The organism is Bradyrhizobium sp. USDA 3240, assembly GCF_054063295.1.
The window spans coordinates 8,409,316-8,435,705 of the sequence record NZ_JBSSGD010000002.1 but is presented as its reverse complement, the minus strand read 5'-3'; the positions used below and the strand labels follow the sequence as shown (position 1 = coordinate 8,435,705).

Annotated in this window: 22 protein-coding genes; 9 read left to right on the top strand and 13 right to left on the bottom strand. The window is 66.1% G+C overall.

Annotated features, from left to right (window positions below):
• Positions 1-2: 2 nt before the first annotated feature.
• The 7 genes from ACVIGA_RS40270 to ACVIGA_RS40240 form a co-directional block, all read right to left on the bottom strand.
• On the bottom strand, positions 3-353 hold the full coding sequence (locus ACVIGA_RS40270) for a BA14K family protein (RefSeq protein WP_456670397.1): 351 nt from the start codon (positions 351-353) through the stop codon (positions 3-5).
• A gap of 11 nt (positions 354-364) precedes the next feature.
• Entirely contained in the window at positions 365-676 is a 312-nt protein-coding gene (locus ACVIGA_RS40265) for a hypothetical protein (protein ID WP_456670396.1), read from the bottom strand.
• Positions 677-684: 8 nt separating this feature from the next.
• The gene (locus ACVIGA_RS40260) at positions 685-2,169 is read right to left on the bottom strand and encodes an efflux transporter outer membrane subunit (RefSeq protein ID WP_456670395.1); all 1,485 of its coding nucleotides are present in this window, start codon (positions 2,167-2,169) and stop codon (positions 685-687) included.
• Positions 2,170-5,454 (bottom strand): efflux RND transporter permease subunit, encoded by a 3,285-nt coding sequence (locus ACVIGA_RS40255; RefSeq protein WP_456670394.1) that lies wholly within the window; start codon positions 5,452-5,454, stop codon positions 2,170-2,172.
• A gap of 3 nt (positions 5,455-5,457) precedes the next feature.
• Positions 5,458-8,565 carry an MdtB/MuxB family multidrug efflux RND transporter permease subunit gene (locus ACVIGA_RS40250; RefSeq protein ID WP_456670393.1) on the bottom strand — a complete coding sequence of 1,036 codons (3,108 nt, stop codon included), beginning with the start codon at positions 8,563-8,565 and terminating at the stop codon, positions 5,458-5,460.
• A complete protein-coding gene (locus ACVIGA_RS40245; RefSeq protein ID WP_456670392.1) occupies positions 8,562-9,869 on the bottom strand; it encodes an MdtA/MuxA family multidrug efflux RND transporter periplasmic adaptor subunit in 1,308 nt (435 codons plus the stop codon). The genes ACVIGA_RS40250 and ACVIGA_RS40245 overlap by 4 nt, the downstream gene beginning before the upstream one ends.
• Before the next feature lie 179 nt (positions 9,870-10,048).
• Positions 10,049-11,494, bottom strand: coding sequence for a DASS family sodium-coupled anion symporter (locus ACVIGA_RS40240; protein ID WP_456670391.1), 1,446 nt, complete (start codon positions 11,492-11,494; stop codon positions 10,049-10,051).
• A 223-nt stretch (positions 11,495-11,717) separates the two neighbouring features.
• Here ACVIGA_RS40240 and aat point away from each other — a divergent pair, with 223 nt between their 5' ends.
• A complete protein-coding gene (aat, locus tag ACVIGA_RS40235; protein WP_456670390.1) occupies positions 11,718-12,398 on the top strand; it encodes a leucyl/phenylalanyl-tRNA--protein transferase in 681 nt (226 codons plus the stop codon).
• Positions 12,399-12,544: 146 nt separating this feature from the next.
• Here aat and ACVIGA_RS40230 read toward each other — a convergent pair whose 3' ends face one another.
• The gene (locus tag ACVIGA_RS40230) at positions 12,545-13,534 is read right to left on the bottom strand and encodes a DUF2155 domain-containing protein (RefSeq protein ID WP_456670389.1); all 990 of its coding nucleotides are present in this window, start codon (positions 13,532-13,534) and stop codon (positions 12,545-12,547) included.
• Positions 13,535-13,794: 260 nt separating this feature from the next.
• Between ACVIGA_RS40230 and ACVIGA_RS40225 the strand changes: the two genes are divergently transcribed.
• From ACVIGA_RS40225 to ACVIGA_RS40210, 4 genes are all read left to right on the top strand, one after another.
• Entirely contained in the window at positions 13,795-14,574 is a 780-nt protein-coding gene (locus tag ACVIGA_RS40225; RefSeq protein WP_456670388.1) for an SDR family NAD(P)-dependent oxidoreductase, read from the top strand.
• Between the two features lie 121 nt (positions 14,575-14,695).
• The gene (locus ACVIGA_RS40220) at positions 14,696-15,637 is read left to right on the top strand and encodes an alpha/beta hydrolase (protein ID WP_456670387.1); all 942 of its coding nucleotides are present in this window, start codon (positions 14,696-14,698) and stop codon (positions 15,635-15,637) included.
• Between the two features lie 167 nt (positions 15,638-15,804).
• On the top strand, positions 15,805-17,028 hold the full coding sequence (locus tag ACVIGA_RS40215; protein WP_456670386.1) for an SLC13 family permease: 1,224 nt from the start codon (positions 15,805-15,807) through the stop codon (positions 17,026-17,028).
• 123 nt (positions 17,029-17,151) lie between these two features.
• Positions 17,152-17,586, top strand: coding sequence for a hypothetical protein (locus ACVIGA_RS40210; protein WP_456670385.1), 435 nt, complete (start codon positions 17,152-17,154; stop codon positions 17,584-17,586).
• A gap of 241 nt (positions 17,587-17,827) precedes the next feature.
• Here ACVIGA_RS40210 and ACVIGA_RS40205 read toward each other — a convergent pair whose 3' ends face one another.
• Both ACVIGA_RS40205 and ACVIGA_RS40200 read right to left on the bottom strand, forming a co-directional pair.
• A complete protein-coding gene (locus ACVIGA_RS40205) occupies positions 17,828-18,046 on the bottom strand; it encodes a hypothetical protein (RefSeq protein WP_456670384.1) in 219 nt (72 codons plus the stop codon).
• A 251-nt stretch (positions 18,047-18,297) separates the two neighbouring features.
• Complete coding sequence (locus tag ACVIGA_RS40200) at positions 18,298-19,236, bottom strand: GlxA family transcriptional regulator (RefSeq protein ID WP_456670383.1); 939 nt, start codon at positions 19,234-19,236, stop codon at positions 18,298-18,300.
• Between the two features lie 129 nt (positions 19,237-19,365).
• Between ACVIGA_RS40200 and ACVIGA_RS40195 the strand changes: the two genes are divergently transcribed.
• Positions 19,366-20,052: a DJ-1/PfpI family protein gene (locus ACVIGA_RS40195; RefSeq protein ID WP_456670382.1), complete on the top strand. Its 687-nt coding sequence runs from the start codon at positions 19,366-19,368 to the stop codon at positions 20,050-20,052.
• A gap of 387 nt (positions 20,053-20,439) precedes the next feature.
• Here the strand turns inward: ACVIGA_RS40195 and ACVIGA_RS40190 are convergent, their stop codons facing one another.
• Positions 20,440-20,850 carry an NADH:ubiquinone oxidoreductase subunit NDUFA12 gene (locus ACVIGA_RS40190; RefSeq protein WP_456670381.1) on the bottom strand — a complete coding sequence of 137 codons (411 nt, stop codon included), beginning with the start codon at positions 20,848-20,850 and terminating at the stop codon, positions 20,440-20,442.
• 264 nt (positions 20,851-21,114) lie between these two features.
• Here ACVIGA_RS40190 and ACVIGA_RS40185 point away from each other — a divergent pair, with 264 nt between their 5' ends.
• Complete coding sequence (locus tag ACVIGA_RS40185) at positions 21,115-21,690, top strand: BA14K family protein (protein WP_456670380.1); 576 nt, start codon at positions 21,115-21,117, stop codon at positions 21,688-21,690.
• A gap of 52 nt (positions 21,691-21,742) precedes the next feature.
• Here the strand turns inward: ACVIGA_RS40185 and ACVIGA_RS40180 are convergent, their stop codons facing one another.
• The gene (locus ACVIGA_RS40180; protein WP_456670379.1) at positions 21,743-22,639 is read right to left on the bottom strand and encodes a DMT family transporter; all 897 of its coding nucleotides are present in this window, start codon (positions 22,637-22,639) and stop codon (positions 21,743-21,745) included.
• Positions 22,640-22,819: 180 nt separating this feature from the next.
• On the opposite strand from ACVIGA_RS40180, the gene ACVIGA_RS40175 reads away from it, so the two are divergent.
• On the top strand, positions 22,820-23,224 hold the full coding sequence (locus ACVIGA_RS40175; RefSeq protein ID WP_223967914.1) for a response regulator: 405 nt from the start codon (positions 22,820-22,822) through the stop codon (positions 23,222-23,224).
• A 19-nt stretch (positions 23,225-23,243) separates the two neighbouring features.
• Positions 23,244-25,481 (top strand): CHASE3 domain-containing protein, encoded by a 2,238-nt coding sequence (locus tag ACVIGA_RS40170; RefSeq protein WP_456670378.1) that lies wholly within the window; start codon positions 23,244-23,246, stop codon positions 25,479-25,481.
• Positions 25,482-25,487: 6 nt separating this feature from the next.
• On the opposite strand, the gene ACVIGA_RS40165 is transcribed toward ACVIGA_RS40170, so the two are convergent.
• A complete protein-coding gene (locus ACVIGA_RS40165) occupies positions 25,488-26,381 on the bottom strand; it encodes a DMT family transporter (RefSeq protein WP_456670377.1) in 894 nt (297 codons plus the stop codon).
• Between the last annotated feature and the right edge of the window lie 9 nt (positions 26,382-26,390).

Genomic DNA, 26,390 nt, shown 5'->3' with positions numbered 1-26,390 from the left:
CCTCAATCAGGCCGATCGCGCTGCCGCCGCGGGCGATGCGGACGGCAATCCTGGCATGGCGCGCCGAAGATCACCTGCGACGGATAGGGCCGCGCGGAGTGATACGGCGTCGAGCCGAACAGACCCGCTGCGCCGAAGCCCGCGCTGAAGGGATCGGCGGCGAAGCTGCCCGGAAAGGAGCCGTTGCTGCGGAAATCGCGATCGTCGTTCCTGCCGTCGAAATATGCACCGCCGGTGCTGCCGTAACGCAGCGGCCGTTGCGGCGCCAAGTCATGAGACAGGTTCTGGGCCGAGGCAGCGGCCGTGCCGAGCGCGATGGCAGCGCAGGCGATCAATGCTCTGATAGCGGTCATGGCCAAGGCCTTCATTGCGGAATGGTCCCCCAATCACCCTTCCAGGCGATCAGGCGTCCCTTGCCGAATTGCAGATAGAGCCCGTCGCTGCGCCGCGACAGCACGCTGCCCCTGACATTGGGCAGCGCGACGAACAGTTCATTGCCCGGCGTGCCGCGAACGTAGTTCAGGGGAACGCCGAGTGACTGGCTGGCCTGGTCGGGGTTCATGCCGAAGGCGAGCGGAATGCTGTTGGGTGGCCGCTGCTGCGCCCGGGCCGCGCCGGCCGGCGCACCGAGCGCGATGACGAGAGTAACGACGAGGAGTGTGACGAACCGCTGCATGACCGACCTCATGGCACTGCCGCCGCGAGCGTGCCGGCCGGTGTCCAGCCGCCACCGAGCGCCTGGAACAGGCTGCTCGCCGCCAGCAGCTTGTTGAGCCGCACCGAGACAAGATTGAGTTCAGCCGTGAACAGCGTCTGCTGTGTCTGCAGCACCGTGATGAGATTGACCGTGCCGCCGCGCAGCTGCGTCTCAGAGACCTCGAACGCCTTGCGCGAGCTCGCCACCACGTCGGACTGCAGCCGCTCCTGCAGCGTATACTTCTGCAACGCGATCAGCGCCTTCTCGACATCGGCGAAGGCCGACAGTACCGCCTTGCGATAGGCCTGCAGGTTTTGCAATTGCTGGCCCTTGGCGAGCTTGAGCTGGCTCTCCAGCAGGAAGCCGTCGAACAGCGGCTGGGTCAGCCCGGCGGCGAGCGTGTAGTACCAGGCGCCCGGCGCAAACAGCGAGGCGAGCGCCGCGCTCTGGAAGCCCGTGGTGCCGGTCAGCTGGATCTGCGGGAAGAACGCCGCGCGCGCCGCGTCGACGCTGAAATTGGAGGCCGCGAGCTGCGCCTCGGCCTGGCGGACGTCAGGCCGCTGGTAGAGCAATTCCGACGGCATCCCCGGCGTGATGCGGGGCACCGCGATCTGCGTGGTGCTGCCGCCGCGCACCGAGAAATCAGCCGGCGCGCGCGCCACCAGCAGCGCGAGCGCCGCAGTGTTTTGTCCCAGCGTCACCTCGAGCGGCGGGATCGCCGCGCGCTGCGTGGCGACCAGCGCCTCCTGCTGCGACAGGTCCAGTTGCGAGGCGGTGCCACCGGCGAATTGCGACTTGATCAGGGTCAGGATGCGGTCGGCCGCCGCCAGATTACGGCGCGTGGCCTTGATCTGGTCCTGCGCCGCCAGCACCTGGAAATAGGTGTTGGCCACCGTCGCCATCGTGGTCAGCGCGACCACTTCGCGATTGTAGCGGGCAACCGTCGCGCTCTCTTCCGACGCCGACAGCGTCGCGCGGTTCTTGCCCCAGAAGTCGACGATGTAGCTCGCGCTCAGCCCCAGACTGTACTGCGAGAACGTGCTGCCCCCAGCGAGCGATGAACTCGATCCTGTGGCCACACGCTGACGCTCGGCATTCGCCGATCCCGAGATCGACGGCAGCAGCGCCGCGCCGGACACGCCGGCCTGCGCGTCGGCCTGCACGATCTGGGCGATCGCCACCGCGATATCGAGATTGTATTGCTGCGCGGACTCCATCAGCCCGGTCAGCTCGGGCGAGCGGAAGCCGCGCCACCAGGCGAGCGCCGGAACGGCGGCGTCGGCATCACCCTTGGCCGCGGCGCGATAGCTCGCCGGCACTTCGAGACTGAGCTCGGGCTTCTCCACCCCGGGAATGCAGCCGGTCAGGCCAAGGCTCAGACCAAGGCTGAGGCCGCCGAACGCGGCCACGCGCCGAAACCGGACCGGTTTCCGCAAGATTCGAAGACTATGCAACGCTGCACCTGTCGGCATTTACTCGCCCGGTTGAAGTGAGGAGCCCGGCATCCGCACGGCGCTGCCGCGGCGGACGCGCAGGGCCCACAAGCGGAACCGGTCGAGATAGAGGTAGATCACCGGCGTCGTGTAGAGCGTCAGGACCTGGCTCAGGATCAGGCCGCCGACGATGGCGATGCCGAGCGGCTGCCGCAGCTCGCCGCCGTCGCCCATCCCGATCGCGAGCGGCACGGCGCCGAGCAGCGCGGCCATCGTCGTCATCATGATGGGACGGAAGCGCAGCAGGCATGCCTCCTTGATCGCCTCGAACGGCTCCAGCCCGCGCCTGCGTTCCGCGTCCAGCGCAAAGTCGATCATCATGATGGCGTTCTTCTTCACAATGCCGATCAGCAGGATGACGCCGATCAGCGCCATGATACTGAACTCGGTCTTGAATGCCATCAGCGCCAGCAAGGCACCCACACCTGCGGAGGGCAGTGTGGACAAGATGGTCAGCGGATGGACGTAGCTCTCATAGAGCACGCCCAGCACGATGTAGATCGTGACGATCGCGGCCAGGATCAGGAACGGCTGGTTGCTCAGCGAATCCTGGAACGCCTTCGCCGAGCCCTGGAAGGTGCCGCGGATCGTGGCCGGGACGCCGATCCGGTTCATCGTCGCCTCGATACTGCCGACCGCGGTGCTCAGCGACACGTTCGGCGGCAGGTTGAACGAGATGGTGTTGGCGACCAGGAGGCCCTGGTGGTTGACCGCAAGCGGCGTCGCGCCCTGCTTGAACGCCGCGACCGCCGACAGCGGGATCATGGTCTCGCTGTTGGTCGAGACCGCCGATCCGGTCGAGGCCACGCCCTTCCCGGTCGAGCCGATCGAATTGGTGGCCTGGTTGCGCGCGGCCTGGGCATTGGCCGAACTGGCCGCGCTCGAGGCTCCCGGCGCCACCACGGTGCCCGCCACCGCGTTGGTCGATTGCGAGCCGCCGACCGATCCGCCCGACGTGCTGATATAGACGTCCTTCAGCGTCTCGGGGTTCTGCCAGTAGCGCGGCGCGACCTCCATGATGACGTGGTACTGGTTGCGCGCGACATAGATCGTCGAGACCTGGCGCTGGCCGAAGGCGTCGTAGAGGGTGTTGTCGATCTGGCTCACCGTGATGCCGAGCCGGGCCGCGGCGTCGCGGTCGATCACGAGGTCGGATTCCAGCCCCTTGTTCTGCTGGTCGCTGTTGACGTCGGCGAGGTTCGGATCGCGCTGCATGGCCGCGGCGATCTTCGGCGTCCAGTCATTGAGCTCCTCCAGCGTCGAGCCCTGCAACGTGTACTGATACTGCGCGTTCGAGGCCCTGCCCCCGACCCTGATGTCCTGCACCGCTTGCAGGAACAGGCTGGCGCCGGGCACCACCGCCATCTCCCGGCGCAACCGCGAGATCACGCCGTCGGCGCCGATCTTGCGCTGGTCGAGCGGGCGCAGCGAGACGAACACGAAACCGGAATTGGTCTGGCCGCCGCCGGTGAAGCCGACCACCGTCTCGACCGCCGGATCCTTCTGGATGATGCCGACGAACTGCGCGAGCTTCTGCTGCATCAGCTGGAACGACACGCTCTGGTCGGCCTGGATCGAGCCGACCAGCCGCCCGGTGTCCTGCTGCGGGAAGAAGCCCTTCGGGATCACGTCGTAGAGATAGAAGTTGAGGCCGAACACCGCCGCCAGGATCAGCATCACCGACAGCGGATGCGCCAGCGCCGCGGTCAGCGTCCTGCGATAGAAATTCAGCATCGCCTCGAAGAAGCGGTCGCTGGCCCAATAGAGCCGGCCGTGGCGTCCGCGGTCCGGCTTGAGCAGCACCGCGCACATCATCGGGGTGGTCGCCAGCGAGACCGCGAGCGAGATCAGGATCGAGATCGAGATCGTCATCGCGAATTCGCGGAACAACCGCCCGACGATGCCGGCCATCAACAGGATCGGGATGAACACCGCGATCAGCGAGATGCTCATCGACAGCACGGTGAAGCCGACCTCGTTGGCGCCCTTCAGCGCCGCCTCGAGCGGGCTCAGGCCCTCCTCGATGTAGCGGGTGACGTTCTCCAGCACGACGATGGCGTCGTCGACCACGAAGCCGGTCGCGACCGTCAGCGCCATCAGCGACAGATTGTCGAGGCTGTAGCCGATCAGGTACATCGCCCCGAAGGTCGCCACCAGCGACACCGAGACCGCCACCACTGGGATCAAGGTGGCGCGCAAATTGCGCAGGAAGGCGAACACCACGATGATGACCAGCATCACCGCCAGAACCAGCGTTCGCTCGACGTCGCGGAGCGAGGTGCGGATGGTTGTCGAGCGGTCGACCGCGAGACCGATGTCGATCGCCGGCGAAATCGAGGCCTGCAATTGCGGCATCAGCCCCTTCACCAGGTCAACGGTACTGATGATGTTGGCGTTCGGCTGCCGGTAGAGGATCAGCAGCACCGCGGGCTTGCCGTTGGCGAGCCCGGCATTGCGCAAATTCTCGACGCCGTCGGCCACCTCACCGACATCGGAGAGGTGAACCGGCGCGCCATTGCGGTAGGCCACGATCAGCGATCTGTAGTCGTCGGCCTTGTTGGCCTGATCGTTGGCGTAGACCTGGTAGCGCTGGTCGCCGACATCGATGCCGCCCTTGGGGCTGTGGGCGTTGGCGCTCGACAGCGCCGCGCGGACGTCTTCCAGACCGATGCCGTATTTGTAGAGCGCCTGCGGGATCAGATCGACGCGCACGGCGGGCAGCGAGCTGCCGCCGACCACGACCTCGCCGATGCCCTCGACCTGCGACAGCTTCTGCGCCAGCACCGTGGAGGCGGCATCATAGAGAGCGCCGCGGGTCAGCGTATCCGACGTCAGCGTCAGGATCAGGATCGGCGCGTCGGCCGGGTTGACCTTGCGGTAGGTCGGATTGCTGCGCAGGCTGGTCGGCAGATCGGCCCGCGCCGCATTAATTGCGGCCTGCACGTCCCGCGCCGCGCCGTTGATGTCGCGATTCAACCCGAACTGCAGCGTGATCCGGGTCGAGCCGACCGAGCTCGACGACGTCATTTCAGTCACATCGGCGATCTGGCCGAGATGCCGCTCAAGCGGGCTGGCGACCGTGGTCGCGACGTCCTGCGGGCTGGCGCCAGGCAACGTCGCCTGCACCGAGATGGTCGGAAAATCCACCTGCGGCAGCGGCGACACCGGCAGCTTGAAGAATGCGACAAGACCGGCCGCCGCAAGCCCGAACGTCAACAGTGTGGTTGCGACCGGCCGGCGGATGAAGGGCGTTGACGGATCCATGGCTCAACGCGACCCGCTCGCCTCGCCGACCTCGTCCGCCCGCCCTGCAAACCGCAGCGCCAGGCGATCGAACCAGAGATAGATCACGGGCGTCGTGAACAGGGTCAGCAGCTGGCTCACCAAAAGGCCGCCGACGATCGAGATGCCGAGCGGATGCCGGAGCTCGGAGCCCGCGCCGCTGCCGAGCATCAGCGGCAGCGCGCCGAGCATGGCTGCCATCGTCGTCATGATGATCGGCCGGAACCGCAGCAGGCAGGCCTGGTAGATCGCCTCCCGCGGCGGCTTGCCCTCGTTGCGCTCGGCATCGAGCGCGAAGTCGATCATCATGATCGCGTTCTTCTTCACGATGCCGATCAGAAGGATGATGCCGATGATCGCGATGATGGTGAGGTCCTGGCCTGCCATCATCAGCGCCAGCAACGCGCCGATGCCGGCCGAAGGCAGCGTCGAGAGGATGGTCAGCGGATGGATGAAGCTCTCATAGAGCACGCCCAGCACGATGTAGACCGTGATGATCGCGGCGAGGATCAGGAACAGCTGGTTGGACAGCGAGGACTGGAACGCCAGCGCCGCGCCCTGGAAGCTCGTGATCATGCCGAGCGGCTGGTTGATCTCGGCCTGCGCCTGCTTGATCGCGGTCACCGCGCCGCCGAGCGAGGCGCCCGGCGCCAGGTTGAACGAGACCGTCGCCGACGGGAACTGGCCGAGATGCGAGACCTGCAACGGCGCGGTCTCGACCCGCATCCTGGCCATGACGGACAGCGGCACCGGCGTCGAGCCCACCGACGACGGCAGATAGATCGACGACAGCGAATCCAGCGAGTTCTGCAACGACGGATCGGCCTCGAGAATGACGCGGTACTGGTTCGAATTGGTAAAGACGGTGGAGACGATGCGCTGGCCGTAGGAATCGTACAGTGCGTTGTCGATCGTCGCCGGCGTGATGCCGAACCGCGCCGCCTGGTCGCGATCGATGTCGACGAACACCGACAGCCCCTGCGCGGAAATATCGCTGGTGACGTCGCTGAGCTCCGGCAATTCCCTGAGCTTGTCGACCAGCTTCGGCGTCCATTCCGCGAGCTCGTTCGGGTCGGCGTCCTGCAGGATGAACTGATACTGCGTGCGGCTCACGGTGCCTTCGATGGTGAGGTCCTGGACCGGCTGCATGTAGAGCGTGATGCCGGTCAGATCAGCCGTACTGGCCTTGATCCGGTTCATGATCGTCGCGACGCCGGCCCTGCGCTGCTCGTGCGGCTTCAAATTGATCAGGATGCGGCCGCTGTTGAGCGTGGTGTTGGTGCCGTCGACGCCGATGAACGACGACAGGCTCTCGACGTCGGGATCCCTGAGGATCGCGCTGGCGAGCCGCTGCTGCCGCTCGGCCATCGCCGCATAGGACACTGATTGCGGCGCCTCCGAGATCGCCTGGATCACGCCGGTGTCTTGCACCGGAAAGAAGCCCTTGGGGATGACCACGTAGAGCAGCGCCGTGAGACCAAAGGTGGCGAGCGCGATCAGCAGTACGAACGTCTGGCGGTCGAGCACCCAGTTGAGCATCCGGCCGTAGATCGCGATGACGGCGTCGAAGCCTTCCCGGCTGAGCCGCTGGAAGGTGTTCTCGCGCGTCATGCTCTCCGGCTTCAGCAGTTTTGCGCAGGCCATCGGCACCAGCGTCAGCGACACCACGGCGGAGATCAGGATCGTGACCGACAGCGTGATCGCGAATTCGCGGAACAGGCGGCCGACGACGTCGCCCATGAACAGCAGCGGGATCAGCACCGCGATCAGCGACACCGTCAGCGAGATGATGGTGAAGCCGATCTGCTCGGAGCCGCGCAGCGCCGCCTCGAGCGGCGATTCGCCCTCCTCAATGTAGCGCGAGATGTTCTCGATCACGACGATGGCGTCGTCGACCACGAAGCCGGTCGCGATCGTCAGCGCCATCAGCGACAGATTGTTCAGGCTGAAGCCGAACAGATACATCGCGCCCAGCGTGCCGACCAGCGACAGCGGCACCGACAGGCTCGGAATCAGCGTGGCGCGGGTCGAGCGCAGGAACACGAAGATCACCAGCACGACCAGGATCACCGCAAGCGCCAGCTCGTATTCGACGTCGCGGACCGAGGCCCGGATCGTCACGGTCCGGTCGGTCAGGATGTTGAGGTCGATCGCGGCCGGCAGCGTCGCCTGCAGTTGCGGCAGCAGGTCCTTGATGCCCTGGACCACCGAGATCACGTTGGCGCCGGGCTGGCGCTGGATGTTGAGGATGATCGCCTGCGTCTCGTTCATCCAGGCGCCGAGCTTGTCGTTCTGCGCGCCGTCGACGACGTTGCCGACGTCGCTGAGGCGGACCGGCGAGCCGTTCTTGTAGGCGACGATCAGCGAGCGGTAGTCGCTGGCATTGCGGATCTGGTCGTTGGCATTGATGGTGTAGGCCCGCATCGCGCCGTCGAAATTGCCCTTCGGCGTATTGACGTTGGCGTTGCCGAGCGTGGTGCGGAGATCGTCGATGTTCAGCCCATAGGCCGCGAGCTTGCGGATGTCGGCCTGGATGCGCACCGCGGGCCGCTGGCCGCCACTGATGCTGACGAGGCCGACGCCGGGCAATTGCGAGATCTTCTGCGCCAGTCGCGTGTCGACGAAGTCCTGCACCTGGGTCAGCGGCATGGTCTTCGAGGTCAGGCCCAGAGTGAGGATCGGCGCGTCGGCCGGATTGACCTTGGCGTAGATCGGCGGCGCCGGCAGGTCCGACGGCAACAGGTTGCCCGCGGCGTTGATCGCGGCCTGCACCTCCTGCTCGGCGACGTCGAGCGAGATCGACAGGCCGAACTGCAGCGTGATGACAGATGAACCGGCAGAGCTCACCGAGCTCATCTGGTTCAGATTCGGCATCTGGCCGAATTGCACCTCGAGCGGCGCCGTCACCGACGACGTCATCACGTCAGGGCTGGCGCCCGGATAGAAGGTCTGCACCTGGATGGTCGGATAATCGACTTCCGGCAGCGCCGCGACGGGGAGGAATCTGAACGCCAGCATGCCCGACAGCATGATGGCGATCATCATCAGGGTCGTCGCCACCGGCCGCAGGATGAATGGCCGCGACGGGTTCATTTCGTCTGCCCGTCCGCGGGACCCTTATGGTCGCCGCCTCCCGGCTTGTCGGGAGCAGCGCCGCCTCCCTTGGCGGCGCCATTCGCCGTCCCCTTGGCCGCGCCGGCCGGGCTCGCGGCATCGGCGGCGGAGCGCACCACCACCTTGGCGCCCTCGCGCAGCTTGTCGGCGCCGTCGATCACGATGCGATCGCCGGGCACAAGCCCTGAGAGCACCTCGACGCGGTCGCCGTCGGTGACGCCGATTTTCACCGGCCGCACCGAGACCGTGCTGTCGGCGTTGACGAGATAGACGAAGGTGCCGGGGACGCCGCGCTGGATGCCGGCGGTCGACATCGTCGTGGCATCCTTGTGGGTGTCGAGCAGCAGGCGGATGTTGACGAACTGGTTCGGATACAGCGTGCGTTTCTCGTTCTCGAACTGGGCGCGCAGCTTGATCGTGCCGGTGGTCGCATCGATCTGGCTGTCGAAGGTCTGCAGCGACCCGTCGGCGAGCTTGTTGGCGCCGCTGCGGTCATAGGCCGCCGTCGGCAGCACCGCGCCCTCCTTCAACCGCTTCGCGACCGCCTGCAGATTGTCCTCCGGCAGCGTGAACAGCACGCTGATCGGCTCGAGCTGCGTGATCACGACAAGGCCGTTGGTGTCGCCCGGCGTCACGTAGTTGCCGAGGTCGACCTGGCGCAGTCCGACCCGCCCGTTGATCGGCGAGACGATGTGACAATATTGCAAATTCACTTCGGCCGATTTCACCGACGCGCGGTCGGCCTCGACCGTGCCCTGATACTGCGCAACCAGCGCGACCTGGGTATCGAGCGTCTGATGCGGCACGGCGTTCTGCGTGGCGAGGTTCTGGTAGCGGGTGAGATCGACCTGGGCGCCCTTCAGCTGCGCCTCGTCGCGCGCCAGAGTGCCCTTGGCCTGCGCCAGCGTCGCCTCATAGGGACGCGAATCGATCTCGGCGATCAGGTCACCCTTCTTGACCTCATCGCCCTCCTTGAAATCGATCTTCATCAGGTAGCCGCTGATCTGGCTCCGGATCGTCACGGTGGCGAGCGACGTCACGGTGCCGAGCGCATTCAGGCTGACGCCGATATCGCCCTTGCCGACGGCCTCCGGCACGATCGACATCGGCCCGGCGTTGCGCCCGCCGCCGGCCTGCGGCGGCGCGGCCTGCTGCCGCGTCCACCAGACGATGCCGGCGAGCACCGCCAGCACGACACACCCGGTCAGAAACCCTCGCCCGCGCGACGGCCGCCTGGTTTGCTCGGGCGCCACAATCGACGGGTCTTTGACATGCTGGTCCATAAACTTGCCCACGAAGAAACACGAACGAGCTCGCGCCGCTCTATGTGTCCCCTGAAGTTCGCGCGCGCCACATCCGAGGAAGCATTTTGAACGCTTCGGTCGGACAAAGCGCGTTAAGAATCGGAAAGGATAGCCCTCCTTCCCGGTCGGCCGCTGTTTCTCGCTGGATTGTGGCTATTTTACCCGATCGTCTGTAGCCAGGGCAACACGATCAGCAACAATCCGGCAAAGTAGATTACGCCGAAGATCAGCCCGAACTTCCAGAAGTCGCCTTTGCCGATATAGCCGCTGCCGTAATACATCGGCGCCGGTCCGGTGGCGTAGGGTGAGATCACCCCCATCAGTCCGAGCGAATAGACGCACAGCAGCATCAGGGTCTGCACCGACAGGCCGGGAATGCTGGAGCCGACGGCGAGCACCACCGGCAGCACGGCAGCGGTATGCGAGGTGATGCTCGAGAAGAAATAGTGGATCCAGAAGAAGAATGTGACGAGCAGGATCATCCCGACCAGCGGCGACGTCCCTGCGAGCGGCTTCGCATAACCCTCGGCCACCCATTTGATGAAGCCGATCTCGTTGAGACCTGACGACAGCGTGAGCAGCGAGGTGAAATAGAAAAATACCTCCCACGCGCTCTTCTCCGCGACGATGTCTTCGAACGCGATCACGCCTGACAGCAGCATCAGCGAGATCACGACGAACACCACCGTGGTCGCGTTGATGAAGTTCGAGCCGAGCAGCGGCACGCTGATGTTGGGATTGGAGCCGCAGATCCACAGGAACATCGCGAGCAGCACCAGCACCGCCATGATCCATTCGTGGCGCGACGGCGGCCCCATCTTGGCGAGCTCGCCCTCGCTCCAGGTCACGATCTCCGGGCTCTCCTTGATCTCAGGCCGGCAGATGACGTAGCTCAACAGCGGCACCAGCAGCAGCAAGAGGATACCCAGCGGCGCGAAGCCGATGAACCATTGCGACCAGCCGACCTCGATATTGACGAGCTTCTTGGCGATCGACAGCGCGGCGGCGTTCGGCGCCAGCGCGGTCAGAAACAGCGAGCTGGTGACGGCCGTGGTCGCAAACGCCGTCCACATCACGAAGGTGCCGATCTTGCCCGCGGTCGGGCCGGGCTCGGAGCCGTAGATGCGCGGGATGTTGCTGACGATCGGATAGATGGTGCCGCCCGAGCGCGCGGTGTTGGAGGGCGTTGCCGGCGCCAGCACCAGATCGGAGAACGCCACCGCATAGCCGAGCCCGATGGTGCGGCGGCCGAGCCCGCGCACCAGGAGCAGCGCCAGCCGGCGGCCGAGCCCGCTCTTGCGATAGCCGATCGAAAACACGAAGGCACCGACGATCAGCCACACCGTGCTCTCGGAAAAGCCGGCGAGCATCCAGCGCAGCGACTTGTTCGGGTCAGGCTCGACGTAGCCGCCGATACCGGCGACCGTCAGGCCGATCAAGCCCACGGCACCGACCGGCATCGATTCGAGGATCAGCCCGGTGATCACGGCGGCGAACACCGCAAAATAGTGCCACTGATTGGCGTTCAGCCCTGATGGCACCGGCACCAGATAGATCACCAGCCAGACCAGCAACGGCGCAAACGTCCGCCATGACGACTTCATGCAGCGTCCCCCTCACCTGTGTTGATTGTCAGGCGCGCAAGCCGCCATGTCCCGGGCGTCGGCGCCATCTTTTTGCGGCAATGTAGCATGGCCGCGCAGTCCGTCTCGGGAAACTGCGGCGGAATGGCGCGGCTTGTGGAGGAACCGGCGCGTTTCGTCAACACGTCGCGACCCCTGGCAGGCCCCATCGCAAGTCCGCCCGCGCTTTGCTATCTTCGCCGGCATGACCGCACGCGACTCCGCCTCCTCCGAGATCACGCCCGAGGTGCTGCTGCGCGCCTATGCCTGCGGCATCTTCCCGATGGCCGAGAGCGCCGACGATCCGACCCTGTTCTGGGTCGAGCCCGAATTGCGCGGCGTGATTCCATTCGACGGCTTCCGTGTCGCCTCCCGCCTGGCGCGCACCGTGCGCTCGGATGCGTTCAGCGTCACCGTCGATACCGCGTTCAAGGCCGTGATCGCCGGTTGCGCGGCGCCGCAGCCCGGCCGCGACGACACCTGGATCAACAAGCGCATCCGCGATCTCTATCTCGGGCTGCACGCGTCAGGCCATTGCCACAGTGTCGAGGTCTGGCAGGACGACAATCTGGTCGGCGGCCTCTACGGCGTCAGCCTCGGCCGCGCCTTCTTCGGCGAAAGCATGTTTCACACCACGCGCGACGCGTCCAAGGTCGCGCTGGTGCATTTGGTGGCACGATTGATCGCGGGCGGGTTCGAGCTGCTCGACACGCAATATGTGACCGAGCATCTGAAGACGTTCGGTGCGGTGGAGATTTCGCGCCGCCGCTATCGCGCGCTGCTCGACAAGGCGATCGCAGGCGAGCCGGCGGAATTCCGCAAGCTCGACACGACACAGCCGATCAAGGGTGCCGACGCGCTTTCGATCATCGCTGCGCACAATTGATTTAACTCGCTGCCGTAGCCCGGATGGAGCCAACGGGTCGCGCAAACGCGCGCCCGATGACAGGCTCCACGCAATCCGGGACGAGTCTTCTCCGCGGAAACAAACCCGGATTTCGCTTTGGCTCCATCCGGGCTACGCAGTCTCGCCTAGTTTCCGAACAATCCGCCGAACAACCCGCCCGGCCGCTGCTGCTGGGGCGGCGGAGGTGGCGGCTGCTGCTGATATTGCGGCAGCGGTTGCGGCGGCGGACGCGGCGCGGCCTGCTTCGGCGGCGCGCGCTTCTGGGCCGGCGGCGGAGGCGTCGGCGCCTTCGGCGGATCGGGCGCGGCGGTCACGATGGTCTGGTCCGGCCCTTTGCAGTCGGTCAGCCAGATGTCGTAGATCGGATGCTCGACGCCATGCAGGCCGGGGCTCGCCGCGAACATCCAGCCGGAGAATATCCGCTTCACCTCGCCCTGCAGCGTGATCTCGTCGACCTCGACGAAGGCGTCGGTGTTGGCGGCTTCCGTCGACGGCCTGGTGTAGCAGGCGTCGGTCTTCACCCGCAGCGCGCCGAATTGCACGGTCTCGCCGATATCCTCGTCGAAATTGATGATGCGTCCGGTGATCTTGTCGAGGCCGGAGAAGCTCGCCTTCTTGTTGGTGATCTTCGTCGACGGCGGCTCCTGCACGACCTCGTCGCCCGGCTGCAAAGCGGCCGGCGTCTGCGGCGCCGCGCCCGGAGCCGCGCCCTTGGCGGCCGGACGCTGCCCCGGCGCCGGGTTGGCTGCGGGCGGCGTGTTGGCAACGGCGGGCCCACCGGGCTGCGGCGGCTGCACCGCAACGCCGGGCGGCGCGACCGTGCTGCCTGGCGGCGGTGCCAAAGGCTGCGACTGCACATTACCGGGCGGCGGCACCGCCTGGCTCGGCGGCAACGCGCGCGGCTGCGTCGGCAACAGGCGGCCGCGCGGCAATTCCGGCACTTCCTCGTCGTCGTCGCTGGGCGGCGCCACCTGGCCACGCGGAATCGAGCCGGGCGGACGCGGCGCGGGATCGGAGAAAATCGTTCCGATCTGCGCGCGCGCGGGCGGCGCAAGCGAGATGGTTGAGGCGGCGACCAGGGCCGCAAAGCCAGTCAGGGCAATGGTTCGAAGCATCTCGCGGGCTTTAAAAAGGCGAATCGGGCTCGCGACAGTCTACCTTGATATCGGCCGCTCGCAGGCCACCGGTTAACACGCCGAATACGGCGGGGAAAGGGCGCCCGGAGGCCCGTCCCCGGGCTGCCGGCCAGGCACAGGTCACCCCTCTAGTCACTCCTGGGAACACGTGTGATAGTCCTCACGCTGAAGGCGCGCGGCACCGCGCGAAAACCTGAGAAAATCCGGATCGAACCGGACCAGCCAGAGGAAACCCAGACATGCCAGATCGCATCAGGCTCGACGGCCGGGTTGCCGTCGTCACCGGGGCTGCCGGCGTCATCGGAACCGCCACGCTCCAGCTGCTCGCCGAACGCGGGGCACGGATCGTCGCAGTCGACCGCAAGGGGGCCGATCTTGCGGCCGCCATCAAGGACTTCCCCGCCTCCGCCGAGGCCTTCGCGATCACCGCCGACGTGACCGATGAGGACGAGGTCAGGGACTATGTCCGCGCCGCCGTCGACCGCTTCGGCACCATCGACGCCTTCTACAACAACGCCGGCATCGAGGGCGACGTCAGGCCGATCCCGGAATATTCGCTGGAGAGCTTTCGCCGGGTGCTCGACGTCAATGTCGTCGGCGTCTTCCTCGGCATGAAGCATGTGCTGCCCGTCATGCTGAAGCAGAACAAGGGCAGCATCATCAACACCGCCTCGATCGCCGGCCTGATGGGATCGCCGATGATCGCGGTCTACAGCGCCAGCAAGCACGCGGTCATCGGGCTGACCAAGAGCGCGGCCTGGGAATGCACCGGCACCGGCGTGCGGGTCAATTGCGTCTGCCCCGGCATGATCGAGAGCCGGATGCTGAGCACCATCCTGCAGGGCCGTTCCGGCGGCAACGCGCCGCCGCCGGTCGAGAAGATCGTCGACCGCATCCCGGCGCGCCGGCTCGGCCTTGCAAGCGAGGTCGCCTCGATCGTCGCTTTCCTCGCTTCCGACGAGGCGAGCTACGTCTCCGGCTCCGCCTACACCGTCGACGGCGGCCGCACCGCCGCCTAGGACCCGTTGTCATTCCGGGGCGATGCGCAGCATCGAACCCGGAATCTCGAGATTCCGGGTCTGGTGCTAACGCACCATCCCGGAATGACATCACCAAGCATCACAACAAGGTTTGCCGCCTATGCCCGTCGTTCTCGATCCCGATGCCGCTGCCGTCTACAAGGCTTTCCAGGAGGCCGGCCGCCCCGCCTATGAATCGCTGACCGCACCGGAAGCGCGCGACTATTATCGCGCCGCCCGCATCGTCTCCAATCCCGAGCCGCCGCCGCTGGAATCGAGCAAGGCGCTGGCGATCCCGGCGCCGCACGGCACGATCCCGGCCCGCATCTACACGCCGAAGACGCTGCGCAACAAGGATGGGCTCGCGCCCTGCCTGGTGTTCTTCCATGGCGGCGGCTGGGTGATCGGCGATCTCGACACCCATGAGGTGGTTTGTCAGAAGCTTGCCCATGAGGGCGAGTTGATCGTGATCTCGGTCGATTACCGGCTGGCGCCCGAGCACCGCTTCCCTGCTGCGGTGGACGACGCCGTCACTGCGACCAAATGGGTCGCCGCTAATGCCAAGAGCCTCGGCATCGATGCCACGCGCCTGATCGTCGGCGGCGACAGCGCCGGCGGCAATCTGGCTGCGGTGGTCGCCCTCACCGCCCGCGACGGCGGACCAAAGCTCGCCGCCCAGCTGCTGGTCTATCCCGCGACCGATTTCTCGCGGAAGCATCCCTCGCATCGCGAGCCCGAGACCAGCATCTTGTTGACGCATTCGGTGATCGGCTGGTTCGGCGACCATTATCTCGGCGGCGCCGACAACAGCGACTGGCGCGCCTCGCCCGCGCGCGCGAAAGACTTCGCCGGATTGCCGCCGGCCTATGTGCTGACCGCCGGCGCCGATCCGCTGCGCGACGAAGGCGACGAGTACGCGAAATTCCTCAAGGACGCCGGCGTGCCCGTCACCTACCGGCATTTCCCCGGCCAGTTCCATGGCTTCTTCACCATGGGCAAGCTGCTCAACCAGGCCAACATCGCGGTGACCGAGATCAGCGCCTGGCTGAAGACGCTGGGCTAGCGATCCGATCCGGGCGACGCGCTTGCAGCGTCGCCCTCTCGATCGAAGCTCGGAGTGGATGGCGCGCGCAGCTTGCGGCGTTAGCGCGCCTTGAAGTTCCCCGCGCCGCGCGATAGTGCGGCCGGGCACGCTTCGCGCCACCGGGCACTCCAGCCATCGAGATCGTCTTGTTCACGTCCATCCTCGTCTACGGTATCCCGCTCGAATTCATCCTGTTCGCGCTGACGCTGCTCGGCGTTGCGATCTTCCATCACCATACGCTCGCGGTGGCGTTGACCGGCCTTGCCACGATCGTCGCCTACAAGCTGATGTTCACGGGCTTCGCAAGGTTCGGCGCGGGCCTGCCCGGCCTCGTGCACCAGATGGAGCATGAGTGGGTCACGCTCGCGAACCTGTTCCTGCTCCTGATGGGATTTGCACTGCTGTCGCGGCATTTCGAGGAGAGCCGCATCCCGGACGAGATGCCGGCGCTGCTGCCCGACGACTGGAAGGGCGGACTGATCCTGCTGGTGATCGTGTTCGTGCTGTCGGCCTTCCTCGACAATATCGCAGCCGCGCTGATCGGCGGCACCGTCGCGCGTTCCGTGTTCCGCGGCCGCGTCCATATCGGCTACCTCGCGGCGATCGTTGCCGCATCGAATGCCGGCGGCGCCGGCAGCGTCGTCGGCGACACCACGACCACGATGATGTGGATCGACGGCGTCAGCCCGCTCACCGTCGTCGACGCCTATGTCGCGGCCATCGTGGCGATGCTGGTGTTTGCGGTGCCGGCCTCGTTGCAGCAGCACCGCTATTCCCCGATCGTGAAGAACCCGCCGTCCGGTCTCGCGATCGATTGGTCGCGGGTTGCGATCGTCGCGGTGATCCTGCTCGCCGCGCTCTCGGCCAATGTGACCGCCAATCTGAAATTCCCCGCGCTGCTCGATGCGCTGCCCGTGCTCGGGCTCGCGGTCTGGGCCGCGATCCTCGTCACCTCCCTGCTGCGGCGGCCGGATTGGTCGGTGATGCCCGAGACGTTCAAGGGCACCGTGTTCCTGCTCGCGCTGGTGACGGCGGCCTCGATGATGCCGGTGGAGACGCTGCCGGCCGCATCATGGCAGACCGCACTCGGGCTTGGCTTCATCTCGTCGGTGTTCGACAACATTCCGCTGACCGCGCTGGCACTTAGGCAAGGCGGCTACGATTGGGGCTTCCTCGCCTACGCGGTCGGATTTGGCGGATCGATGGTCTGGTTCGGCTCGTCCGCGGGCGTTGCGGTGTCCAACATGTATCCGGAAGCCAAGTCGGTGGTCCGCTGGATCACCCAGGGCTGGCCGATCATGGTGGCCTACGTCGTCGGCTTCTTCGTGATGCTGGCCCTACTCGGCTGGCATCCGGACGCGCCGCATTGAGGCAAATGTGGAACTCACCATGCTGCGGCGCACAATTGGATTGCTTCAAACTTGTGGAAAAGCGAGACAAATCCGTTGACATTGCTAAACTCCATTCGTCGTAACAACTTATGGAGCGTTCGCATGAGTGTCAGTGCAGAAGTCCTCGCCCGCGCCCCGCTGGAACAGTTGCAGAGCGAAGTCGACACGATGACTTCGCCTCGACCACGCAGCAACGTCAGGCCTCTCTCACCGATGCCGGACTACGTCGAGCACCGCAACGGCGTCAACGAGGTTGGCAAGCTATCGGCCGAGGCGGTCGTGCGCGAATACGAAGCGGCGGTCAAAGAGATCGAGGCCCTCGGATCGGAACTGCAAGCGGCTGCCAAGAACTGTGAGGCAATGGTGGCAGGCGTCCATGAGATGATCGCGGAAATCAAGGAGTTCGCCGCGGGTTACCGCGACCAGGGCAAGCGTTTCTTCCTGCAGATCGAAGCCGTTTCGTTGATGACCACGGAGGTCAGGAATACCTGCGAAGCACTCAAGAAGAAGATCGCGACAGACACATTGGGCAATTAATATTTGGCTCGGGCACGTTTCGTACTCAGCCGTCCGTGGATTTTGGTCGTGCATAGGTGAAGGCCTGCGCTATTCCGGCGCGGCGGGACCGTTAGTTCTATTTGAGATCAAGTCGTTCGGGATTAAGTCGTTCAACATCAAGTGGTTCAACATCCGGCCCCGCTTCGGCGGGGCCTTTGTGCTGCGGTGAACTCTGCGCGCGGGTGTCCGCGACTGGGCCGGATCTGCGTCGATGACCGGCTTAACGCACGTCAGGTGCGCGCTCAGTCATGTCCATTGCCGGAGGCAAGGCTGAAATCGGGGACCAGCGGTCGCTGAAATCCTTGGCCGGGAGCGCGTCCGTGTCGGAGACGACGACACCCTCGGTCCGGGGCAGGTGCGACCTGATCGTCGCGGCGGTTGCAGTGACAGCCAGCAGGGTGACGGCCACGAACCCGGTAATCGTTCGATGCTTGGTCATGTGGAACCTCCTCGGGTCCGCAACGCCCCACCTAACGTGGGTCACAGGAACCTTCGCGCCGGTTCATTCGGTGCAACGACTGAATGAATCGCGTGAGATCGGACAACGAGCTTGTCCCAAACTCAAATTACCGCTGCCGGCAGCGCCGGTGAGCTTGGCGACGGTCCCTCATCGGCAGCCGCGTTCGCTTCGCCGCTGGAATGATCACCCAATCTTTCCAACAACGCGCCGGAGTTCCGCGCGTCCACGACCTAGCCCGCGCGCGATGCCCGGCGCAGCGATTGCGGCGGCTGGCCGAAGGCGCGGATGAAGGCGCGGCGCATCCGCTCCGGATCGCGGAAGCCGGTGATCTCGGCGACGCGCTCGATCGCCTCGCCCGACGACTGCACGCGCTGTCGCGCCACTTCGATCCTCAGCCGCTCCACCGCTTTCGATGGCGTCGTGCCGGTCTCCGCGATGAAGGCGCGGGTGAAATGCCGCGAGCTCATCCCGGCCTTGTCGGCGAGATCCTCGACCGTCAGCGGCGCGTCGAGATGCTCGCGCGCCCAGGCGAGCAGCGGCCCGAACCGACCGTTCGGCGCCTTCAATTCCAGCAGCGAGGAAAACTGCGACTGCCCGCCGCTGCGCCGATGATACAGCACGAGCTGCCGCGCGGTTTTCTGCGCGACCTCGTCGCCGTAGTCTTCGGTGATCATGGCGAGCGCGAGATCGATGCCGGCGGTGATGCCGGCCGAGCTCCAGATGTTGCCGTCGCGGACGAAGATCTGGTCCGGCTCGAGCTTGACCTTCGGATAGGTCTTCACGAAATGCGGCGTGCGCTGCCAATGCGTGGTGGCACGGCGGCCGTCGAGCAGACCGGCCTCGGCCAGCACATAGGCGCCCGAGCAGACGCTGGCGACGCGGATGCCGCGGCTCGCCATCCGCCCCACGAATGACAGCGTGATCGGACACGTCGCCGGCGTGCGCACGCCGTTGCCGCCCGCGATGATCAGCGTCGTGATCGCCGCCGACGGCTTGAAGCCGCGCGCCAGCATCTCGACGCCGGACGAAGAGCGCACCGGCCCGGCCTTCAGCGCGATCGTCTTGATATCAGGCGGATTGTTGGCGAAGCGTGCCGCGATCTCGAACGCCGCGATCGGGCCGGCTGCGTCGAGCAGCTGGAAGTCGGGAAAGATCAGGACGCCGATCATCTGCCAAATCCTCGCAATGCCGAATACCGGGAGATGGCGTCGACGTCCGAAAATGAGGGAATTACGCCATTTTGGACAGGAGGCCACCATGGCATCGTGGTTCCGTCAAGCGCTATTTGGAGACCTCCGATGTCCGAACCCCTGCAGATTGGATTGCTCGTCTTCCCGAAGGTGACCCAGCTCGACCTGACCGGCCCGCTGCAGGTGTTCTCCTCGGTCCCCGGCGCCAAGGTGCATCTGATCTGGAAACGGATCGAACCCGTTCCGACCGACTCCGTCATGATCCTGACGCCGACCACGACCTTTACCGACTGTCCGCAGCTCGACGTGATCTGCGTGCCCGGCGGGTTCGGCACCGACGACATGGTCGGCGACGAGGAGATGCTCGGCTTCCTGCGCAGGCAGGCCGAAGGAGCGAAATACGTCACGTCGGTTTGTACGGGCTCGCTGGTGCTCGGCGCCGCCGGTCTGCTGAAGGGCTATCGTGCCACCACGCATTGGAGCGCGATCGATTTCCTGTCGAGCTTCGGAGCCATCCCGACCAAGACGCGCGTCTGCGTCGACCGCAACCGTTTCACCGGCGGCGGCGTTACGGCCGGCATCGATTTCGCGCTGACGCTGGTGTCCGAACTCGTCGATCGCAAGACCGCGGAAGCGATCCAGCTCAGGCTCGAATACAACCCGGCCCCGCCGTTCAATGCCGGCTCACCCGATACCGCGCCGGCCGAGATCCTCGCCTTCATGAAGGAGCGGATGGGACCGGCACACGCGCGCCGGGGCGAATTGATGAGCCGCGCCGCGGCACGGCTGTCCTGACCCGATCGTGAGACAAAGAAGATCGTGAGACGAAGAAAAAGGCCGCCCGGTTTCCCGAGCGGCCCTTCCTGTCTCACGGCAGCCTCACATTTGCGGGCGATTTCCGGACGTCTGCACCGGGGGCCTATCTCCCGGCCGCATCCAACTCGGAGGCCGCTGCTCATCGGGACAGTCGCGATCTGGAGCCCGATCCGACGCGATGGTTTCCCATCTCCGTAAGATGGCTTCATTGAGCCGCGAAGGCGCGCACAGCGCAAGCGGACAGCATCGAATGCGGCGCACCTGTCCCCGCTGTTACCGTTGTTCACAGGCGCGCTTGCGCTGCCACAGGCCCGTGTGCGACGCACGCGCGGTGTTACGCGCGCGCACATCCGAAATGCGTGAAGCTTAGCTACCCGGCGTCCAGGCGTGATAGTCGCCCGTCGCCTTGGGGCGGCGGCCGCTCGCCAGCGTCGAGCCGGACGGACGGTAAGCCTGCGCGGTGCCGGTCATGTTCGGCAGATGCGGCTTTTCCCATTCCCGCGGCGCGTACGTCTCCTCGGTCGGGGGCACATCAACCGTGTGATGCATCCAGCCATGCCAGCCGGCCGGGATCCGGGACGCTTCGGCATAGCCGTTATAGATCACCCAGCGGCGCTCGAAATGCAGCGTCGGATCGATCTCGCCACCCTTGGTCCGGTAGTAGCGATTGCCCTGCTCGTCCTCGCCGACCAGCTCGCCATAGCGCGAGGTCCAAAATTGCGTGCCAAAGGTCTGGCCGTTCCACCAGGTGAAGAATTTCAGCAGGAATTGTTTCATGCGTGGCCGGTCGGTTCGAGGCAGTCCGGCTCTGATGCCACCTGAATCTCCAAATGTCCAGCCGCCCCCAAGGTAGCCGGCACTCCCGGAATAGACCCCGGGTTGCGGGACTTTTGGCGACCAAATGACGCGGTCACGAGGAGTTTTGTTCACCCGCCATACATGCGCCGCCGGTCAAGCAAAGATGACGGACAATCAATGTCGAGCGCAGGAACGTCCGACCCCAGAGATGGTTAGACATTGTCCGATTTAATGGAGTCCAAAATGATCAATATGAAGGTTCTGAGCACCGCCGCGGCGCTGGCGCTTGCGCTGCCGTTGGCTGTGGCGCCGACCATCTCGTTCGCCCAGTCTGCCGCGCAGATGGGCGCGATGGGCGGTGGCGGTGGTGCTCGCGGCGGCGGTGGCGGTGGCGGTGGCCATGTCGGCGGCGGCGGTGGTGGCTTTGGCGGCGGCCGTGGTGCCGCGATGGGCGGTGGCGGCGGCGGTCATTGGGCCGGTGGCGGCGGCGGCGGCCACTGGGCCGGTGGTGGCGGCGGCGGCGGTTGGCGCGGCGGCGGTGGCGGCTGGCACGGTGGCTATCACCGCGGCGGCGGCTTCTGGCCGGGCGCGGTTGCCGGTGCAGTCGTCGGCGGTGCCCTCGCCTCGGGCGCGTATTACGGCGGCTACGGCCCCGGCTACTATGACGACAGCTACGGCTATTACGACGACAGCGCGCCTGTCGCCGTCGAGGCCGCGCCGGGCGGCGATGCGAGCTACTGCGCGCAGCGCTACAGGTCCTACGATCCGGCCTCTGGCACCTATCTCGGCTTTGACGGCCTGCGGCACCCCTGCCCGTAATCACGACCTGAATCTTTGAGTTGGCGAAGGGCGGCGGCAACGCCGCCCTTTTTCATGTCCGCAACGCCACCGCGACGGCCGCGAACGTCACCACCAGCGCCGCGACGTCGCTCGTGCTGAGCGGCTCGCGCAACATGGCCGCTGCCGCCAGCACGCCGACGACGGGCACCAGCAGCGTGCCGATCGACGCGGTCGCCGCCGGCAGCCGCTCCAGCGCCGCGAACCAGCAGACATAGCAAAGACAGAACTGGATCAGCGTCATGTAGAGCATCGACGCCCAGCCGAGCTGCGACAGCGCGACAGGCTGCGGTTGCTCGATCAGGACGCCGGCGATTGCGATCGGCACGCAGCCGATCGCGAGCTGCCAGGCGGCAAGCGACAGCGGTGGCATTGCGAGCTTGAAGGATTTGGTCAGCACCGTGCCAAGCCCGACGCAGAGCGCGCCCGCGAGCGCGAACAGCAGGCCCGGCAACTTGCCGAGGCTCGCGTCGAGGCCGCCACCGCCGATCAGTGCGGCGATGCCGGCAAGCGCCACGCCAAGCGCGAGCGCACGCGGCAGCGACACGCGCTCGCCGAGCACCGGCCAGGCGGCCAGCGCGACCCACACCGGAATCGAGATCCCGAGCACGGCCGCCTCGCTGGCCCGCAGCCAGATCAGCGCCAGGCCCATCGACGCGACCCAGCCACCGATCGACAGCGTCGACACTAGGGCAAGCCGCAACCACATGCCGTCAGGGACGCGCAGCGTCTGTCCGCGTGCGACCGCCACCAGAGCGAGTGCGATCGCGCCGACCACGCCGCAGAGCCCGCGCGACGACAGCGGCGGCCACTCCGTGAGCAGGAACTTCATGATCGGGAAATTGAGACCCCAGCCGGTCGATGCGACCACCAGGAATGCGAGACCGAGCGGTGACAGCGGGGCGCGGCCGGCGACTGGAACTGCGGTCATGGACCCGTCGTAATGTGGGCGGACAAATACAAGTGATGGTGTCAGGGCTAGCTGGAAATCTGCTTGTCAGCAAACAGCATATGCATTCTATGATACAGACTTTCCATCCAGGTTCCGCCTTAATCGGCAGACGGGCCAAGCGAGTCGACGGCACGCAAGGCCGCAGGAAGAGGATGCATCGTGCCGAGCGTTCTCGTGGTCGATGACGACCCGATGGTGTGCGTCGCCATCGAGGTGTGTTTGCAGCGCCAGGGCTTCGACGTCACCGTCGCGGATGGCGGTGAATCGGGTATGCGCGCGCTGGACAAGGCGTCGTTCGACGTCATGCTGGTCGACGTCTTCATGCCGCATATGCGCGGTTTCGAGGCGATCCGCGTCTTCCACGAGCGCGCGCCCCATATTCCCGTCATCGCGATGTCCGGCTATGCCTTCGCCAATGCCGACCGTGCGCCGGATTTCCTGCGGATGACGATCGAGCTCGGCGCGTCGGCCTGCCTGCGCAAGCCGTTTACCCCGCAGGCGCTGGTTGCCGCCGTTAACGAATGTCTTGCGAAGTCTGCTCCTTCTGCTCGTCTTTCCAAATAATTGCTCGTACTAATCGTCGATGGCTTCCCAGCGTCTCATCCTCGGCAGCGGCCTTGCGATCCTCCTCGTCATCAGCGCGGCGTCGATCGGGCTGGACGTCAAGTCGCGCAGCGAGATTGATTCGGTCGATCACGCGCTCGGCATCCTCAAGCGCATTTCGGATGCGCGTTCGCTGCCGCGCGGCGTCGAGAGCGCGGCGCGCGGCTTCGCGCTGACGGGCGATACGTCCTTTGCCGACGAGTTTCGCCAGCAGAGCACCGCCCTCACCGCCGCGTTTGACGATTTGATGGCCGCGGTGAAGTCGGCCCCGGAGGAAGCGCAGCTGATCGCGGGCACCAAGGGACAGGTCGAGCGCGCCGTTGCGCTCGGCGCCGAACTGATCAGGTTGCGCACGGCGGGTGACACGGCCGGCGCCGCGGCGCTGATCTCGGCGGACGAGAGCCGCGCGCTGATGGACAAGGTCGGTACGGCGCTCGACCGTTTGGTCGCCGAGGAACGCCGCCTGCTCGGGATTCGCACCGAACAGTCGAAGACCAATGGCCGGCTGTTGCTGGCGGTCGACCTTGCCGGCGTGATGATGATCCTCTTGCTCGCGGTCGCGCTGACGCTGGCGGCCCGGCGCGCCAGCCGCGAATTGCAGGGCGCGCTCAGCGCGACCAAGGCGACCAATCTGTCGCTCGAGGGCAAGGTGGCCGAACGCACCAAGGACCTCGGCGCCGCCCTCGAAGGGCTCCGCCGCTCCACCTCGGTGATGGAAACCACCTTCCGCACCATGGCTGAGGCGGTGCTGGTGATCGACGCCGAAGGCATCGTGCTGCTCTCGAACCCGGCCGCCGAGAAGATGCTGCGCTATAAGCCCGGCATGACCGTCCGGCAGTTGCGCGCCATGAGCAACGTGTTCCAGGCCGACGGCGTCACCCCGATGCAGGCCGATGACATGCCCTCGGCCAAGGCGCTGCGCGGCGAGGAATTCGACGGGCTGGAATTCGTCGCCCGGCCGGTGCGCGGCGCGTCGGAGATTCACCTCGTGGTGTCGGGCCGGCCGCTGCGCGACGGCGACAACACCATCACTGGCGCGGCGCTGATCTATCACGACATCACCGCCTCGCGCGAAACCGAGCACAAGCTGCAGCAGGCGCAGAAGCTCGACGCCATCGGCAAGCTGACCGGCGGCGTCGCGCACGACTTCAACAACATGCTGACGGTCATCACCGGCACCACCGAGACGCTGGTCGACAGCCTGCGCAGCCAGCCGAAGCTTGCGCAGACCGCCGAGCTGATCGACCGCGCCGCCGAGCGCTGCCGCGAGCTGATCCAGCATCTGCTCGCCTTCGCCCGCCGCCAGCCGCTGGAGCCGCGCACCGTCGACATCAACGGCACCGTGGTCGATATCGCCAAGCTGCTGCGGCCGACGCTCGGCGAGCAGATCGAGATCGATCAGGTGCTCGCTTCCGATGTCGCCAGCGTTCACATCGACCCGTCGCAGCTCGCCAACTCGCTGCTCAACATGGCGATCAACTCCCGCGACGCGATGCCGAACGGCGGCAAGCTGCTGTTCGAGACCAGCAACATCGTGCTCGACGACGCCTATGCGTCTGTTAATCCCGACATCACGCCGGGCCGCTACGTGCTGCTCGCGGTCAGCGACACCGGCACCGGCATGTCGCACGCGGTGCAGGACAAGGTGTTCGAGCCGTTCTTCACCACCAAGGAGGTCGGCAAGGGCTCCGGCCTCGGCATGAGCATGGTGTACGGCTTCGTCAAGCAGTCCGGCGGCCATATCAAGATCTACAGCGAGGAAGGCCACGGCACCACGATCAAGCTTTATCTGCCCCCTGCCCGCGGCCAGGTCGAGGTCGAGGCGCCTGCACCGGAGCCGCCGCGGCGCGGCAGCGAAGTCATCCTGGTCGTGGAAGACGACCAGCTGGTGCGCAATTACGTGGTCACGCAGCTCGGCGCGCTCGGCTACAAAACCATTGCCGTGCCTGACGCCCGCGCCGCGCTGGCGCTGGTCGACAAGGGCGAGAAGTTCGACCTGTTGTTCACCGACGTCATCATGCCCGGCGGCATGAACGGCCGGCAGCTCGCGGACGAAGTGGCAAAACGGCGCCCCGGCATGAAGGTGCTCTACACCTCGGGCTATACCGAGAACGCGATCGTGCATCACGGCCGCCTCGACGAAGGCGTGCTGCTGCTGGCAAAGCCCTATCGCAAGGCGCAGCTCGCCAGCATGCTGCAGCAGGCGCTCGGCGAGTGATGTGAGCTACCTTGTCGCCAGCGCGACGCCGGCGAGCGTGAACAGCAGCGCTGTGATCTGGGTCGGCCCGAGCGGCTCGTGCAGCGCGATCGCCGAAGCAATCACGCCGATCACCGGCACCGCCATGGTGCCGATCGCCGCCACCGAGGCCGGCAGGCGGGCGAGCGCGGCGAACCAGGCGACATAGGCGACGCAGAACTGGATCAGCGTCGAATAGACCAGGAGCCACCAGCCGACCGTCGTGACGCGATCGAGATGCGTGGTCTCGATCAGGAGGCCGATGATCGCGATCGGCACGCAGCCGAGCCCGATCTGCCAGGCCGCGGCCGGGATCGGCGGCATCACCAGCGGGTATTTCTTCGCCAGCACCGTGCCGAGCGCAAAGCCGAACGCGCCGCCGAGCGCCATGATGATTCCCGGCAGCTTGTCCTTGCTCGCGGAAATCCCGTTGCCGCCCATGATCGCGGCAAGCCCCGCGAACGCCATCACCAGCGCGATGGTCCGAAGCCACGTCGGCCGCTCGCCGAGCACCGGCCAGGCCAGGAGCGAGGCCCACACCGGCATGGTGTAGGCAATCAATGCGGCCTCGCTCGCCGGCAGCCACAACAGCGCGAGCCCCATCAGCACCATCCAGCCGGAGACATTGAGCGCCGCATACAGCACGAGGCGCGGCCACAGCCTTGCCTCGACATGCAGGCTCTGGGCGCGGAGCAGCGCCAGCGCCGCCAGCAGCACGGCGCCGATCACGCCGGTGATGCCGCGCAGGGTCAGCGGCGGCAGCTCGCTGAGCAGGAACTTGGTGGACGGCCAGTTGAACCCCCAGCCCACCGAGGTGATGGCGAGGAACATCAGGCCGGCGGGCGCAAGGCGCGTCCGCCCGGAAGGCTTCGGATCTGTCATGGAACCCGG

Coding starts and splice junctions, on each gene's coding strand:
- ACVIGA_RS40185 (WP_456670380.1), top strand. CDS start 21,115: ATGATCAATATGAAGGTTCTGAGCACCGCCGCGGCGCTGGCGCTTGCG.
- ACVIGA_RS40220 (WP_456670387.1), top strand. CDS start 14,696: ATGCCCGTCGTTCTCGATCCCGATGCCGCTGCCGTCTACAAGGCTTTC.
- ACVIGA_RS40200 (WP_456670383.1), bottom strand. CDS start 19,236: ATGATCGGCGTCCTGATCTTTCCCGACTTCCAGCTGCTCGACGCAGCC.
- ACVIGA_RS40230 (WP_456670389.1), bottom strand. CDS start 13,534: ATGCTTCGAACCATTGCCCTGACTGGCTTTGCGGCCCTGGTCGCCGCC.
- ACVIGA_RS40240 (WP_456670391.1), bottom strand. CDS start 11,494: ATGAAGTCGTCATGGCGGACGTTTGCGCCGTTGCTGGTCTGGCTGGTG.
- ACVIGA_RS40190 (WP_456670381.1), bottom strand. CDS start 20,850: ATGAAACAATTCCTGCTGAAATTCTTCACCTGGTGGAACGGCCAGACC.
- ACVIGA_RS40165 (WP_456670377.1), bottom strand. CDS start 26,381: ATGACAGATCCGAAGCCTTCCGGGCGGACGCGCCTTGCGCCCGCCGGC.
- aat (WP_456670390.1), top strand. CDS start 11,718: ATGACCGCACGCGACTCCGCCTCCTCCGAGATCACGCCCGAGGTGCTG.
- ACVIGA_RS40205 (WP_456670384.1), bottom strand. CDS start 18,046: ATGACCAAGCATCGAACGATTACCGGGTTCGTGGCCGTCACCCTGCTG.
- ACVIGA_RS40260 (WP_456670395.1), bottom strand. CDS start 2,169: ATGCCGACAGGTGCAGCGTTGCATAGTCTTCGAATCTTGCGGAAACCG.
- ACVIGA_RS40195 (WP_456670382.1), top strand. CDS start 19,366: ATGTCCGAACCCCTGCAGATTGGATTGCTCGTCTTCCCGAAGGTGACC.
- ACVIGA_RS40170 (WP_456670378.1), top strand. CDS start 23,244: ATGGCTTCCCAGCGTCTCATCCTCGGCAGCGGCCTTGCGATCCTCCTC.
- ACVIGA_RS40225 (WP_456670388.1), top strand. CDS start 13,795: ATGCCAGATCGCATCAGGCTCGACGGCCGGGTTGCCGTCGTCACCGGG.
- ACVIGA_RS40245 (WP_456670392.1), bottom strand. CDS start 9,869: ATGGACCAGCATGTCAAAGACCCGTCGATTGTGGCGCCCGAGCAAACC.
- ACVIGA_RS40255 (WP_456670394.1), bottom strand. CDS start 5,454: ATGGATCCGTCAACGCCCTTCATCCGCCGGCCGGTCGCAACCACACTG.
- ACVIGA_RS40270 (WP_456670397.1), bottom strand. CDS start 353: ATGACCGCTATCAGAGCATTGATCGCCTGCGCTGCCATCGCGCTCGGC.
- ACVIGA_RS40210 (WP_456670385.1), top strand. CDS start 17,152: ATGAGTGTCAGTGCAGAAGTCCTCGCCCGCGCCCCGCTGGAACAGTTG.
- ACVIGA_RS40265 (WP_456670396.1), bottom strand. CDS start 676: ATGCAGCGGTTCGTCACACTCCTCGTCGTTACTCTCGTCATCGCGCTC.
- ACVIGA_RS40180 (WP_456670379.1), bottom strand. CDS start 22,639: ATGACCGCAGTTCCAGTCGCCGGCCGCGCCCCGCTGTCACCGCTCGGT.
- ACVIGA_RS40250 (WP_456670393.1), bottom strand. CDS start 8,565: ATGAACCCGTCGCGGCCATTCATCCTGCGGCCGGTGGCGACGACCCTG.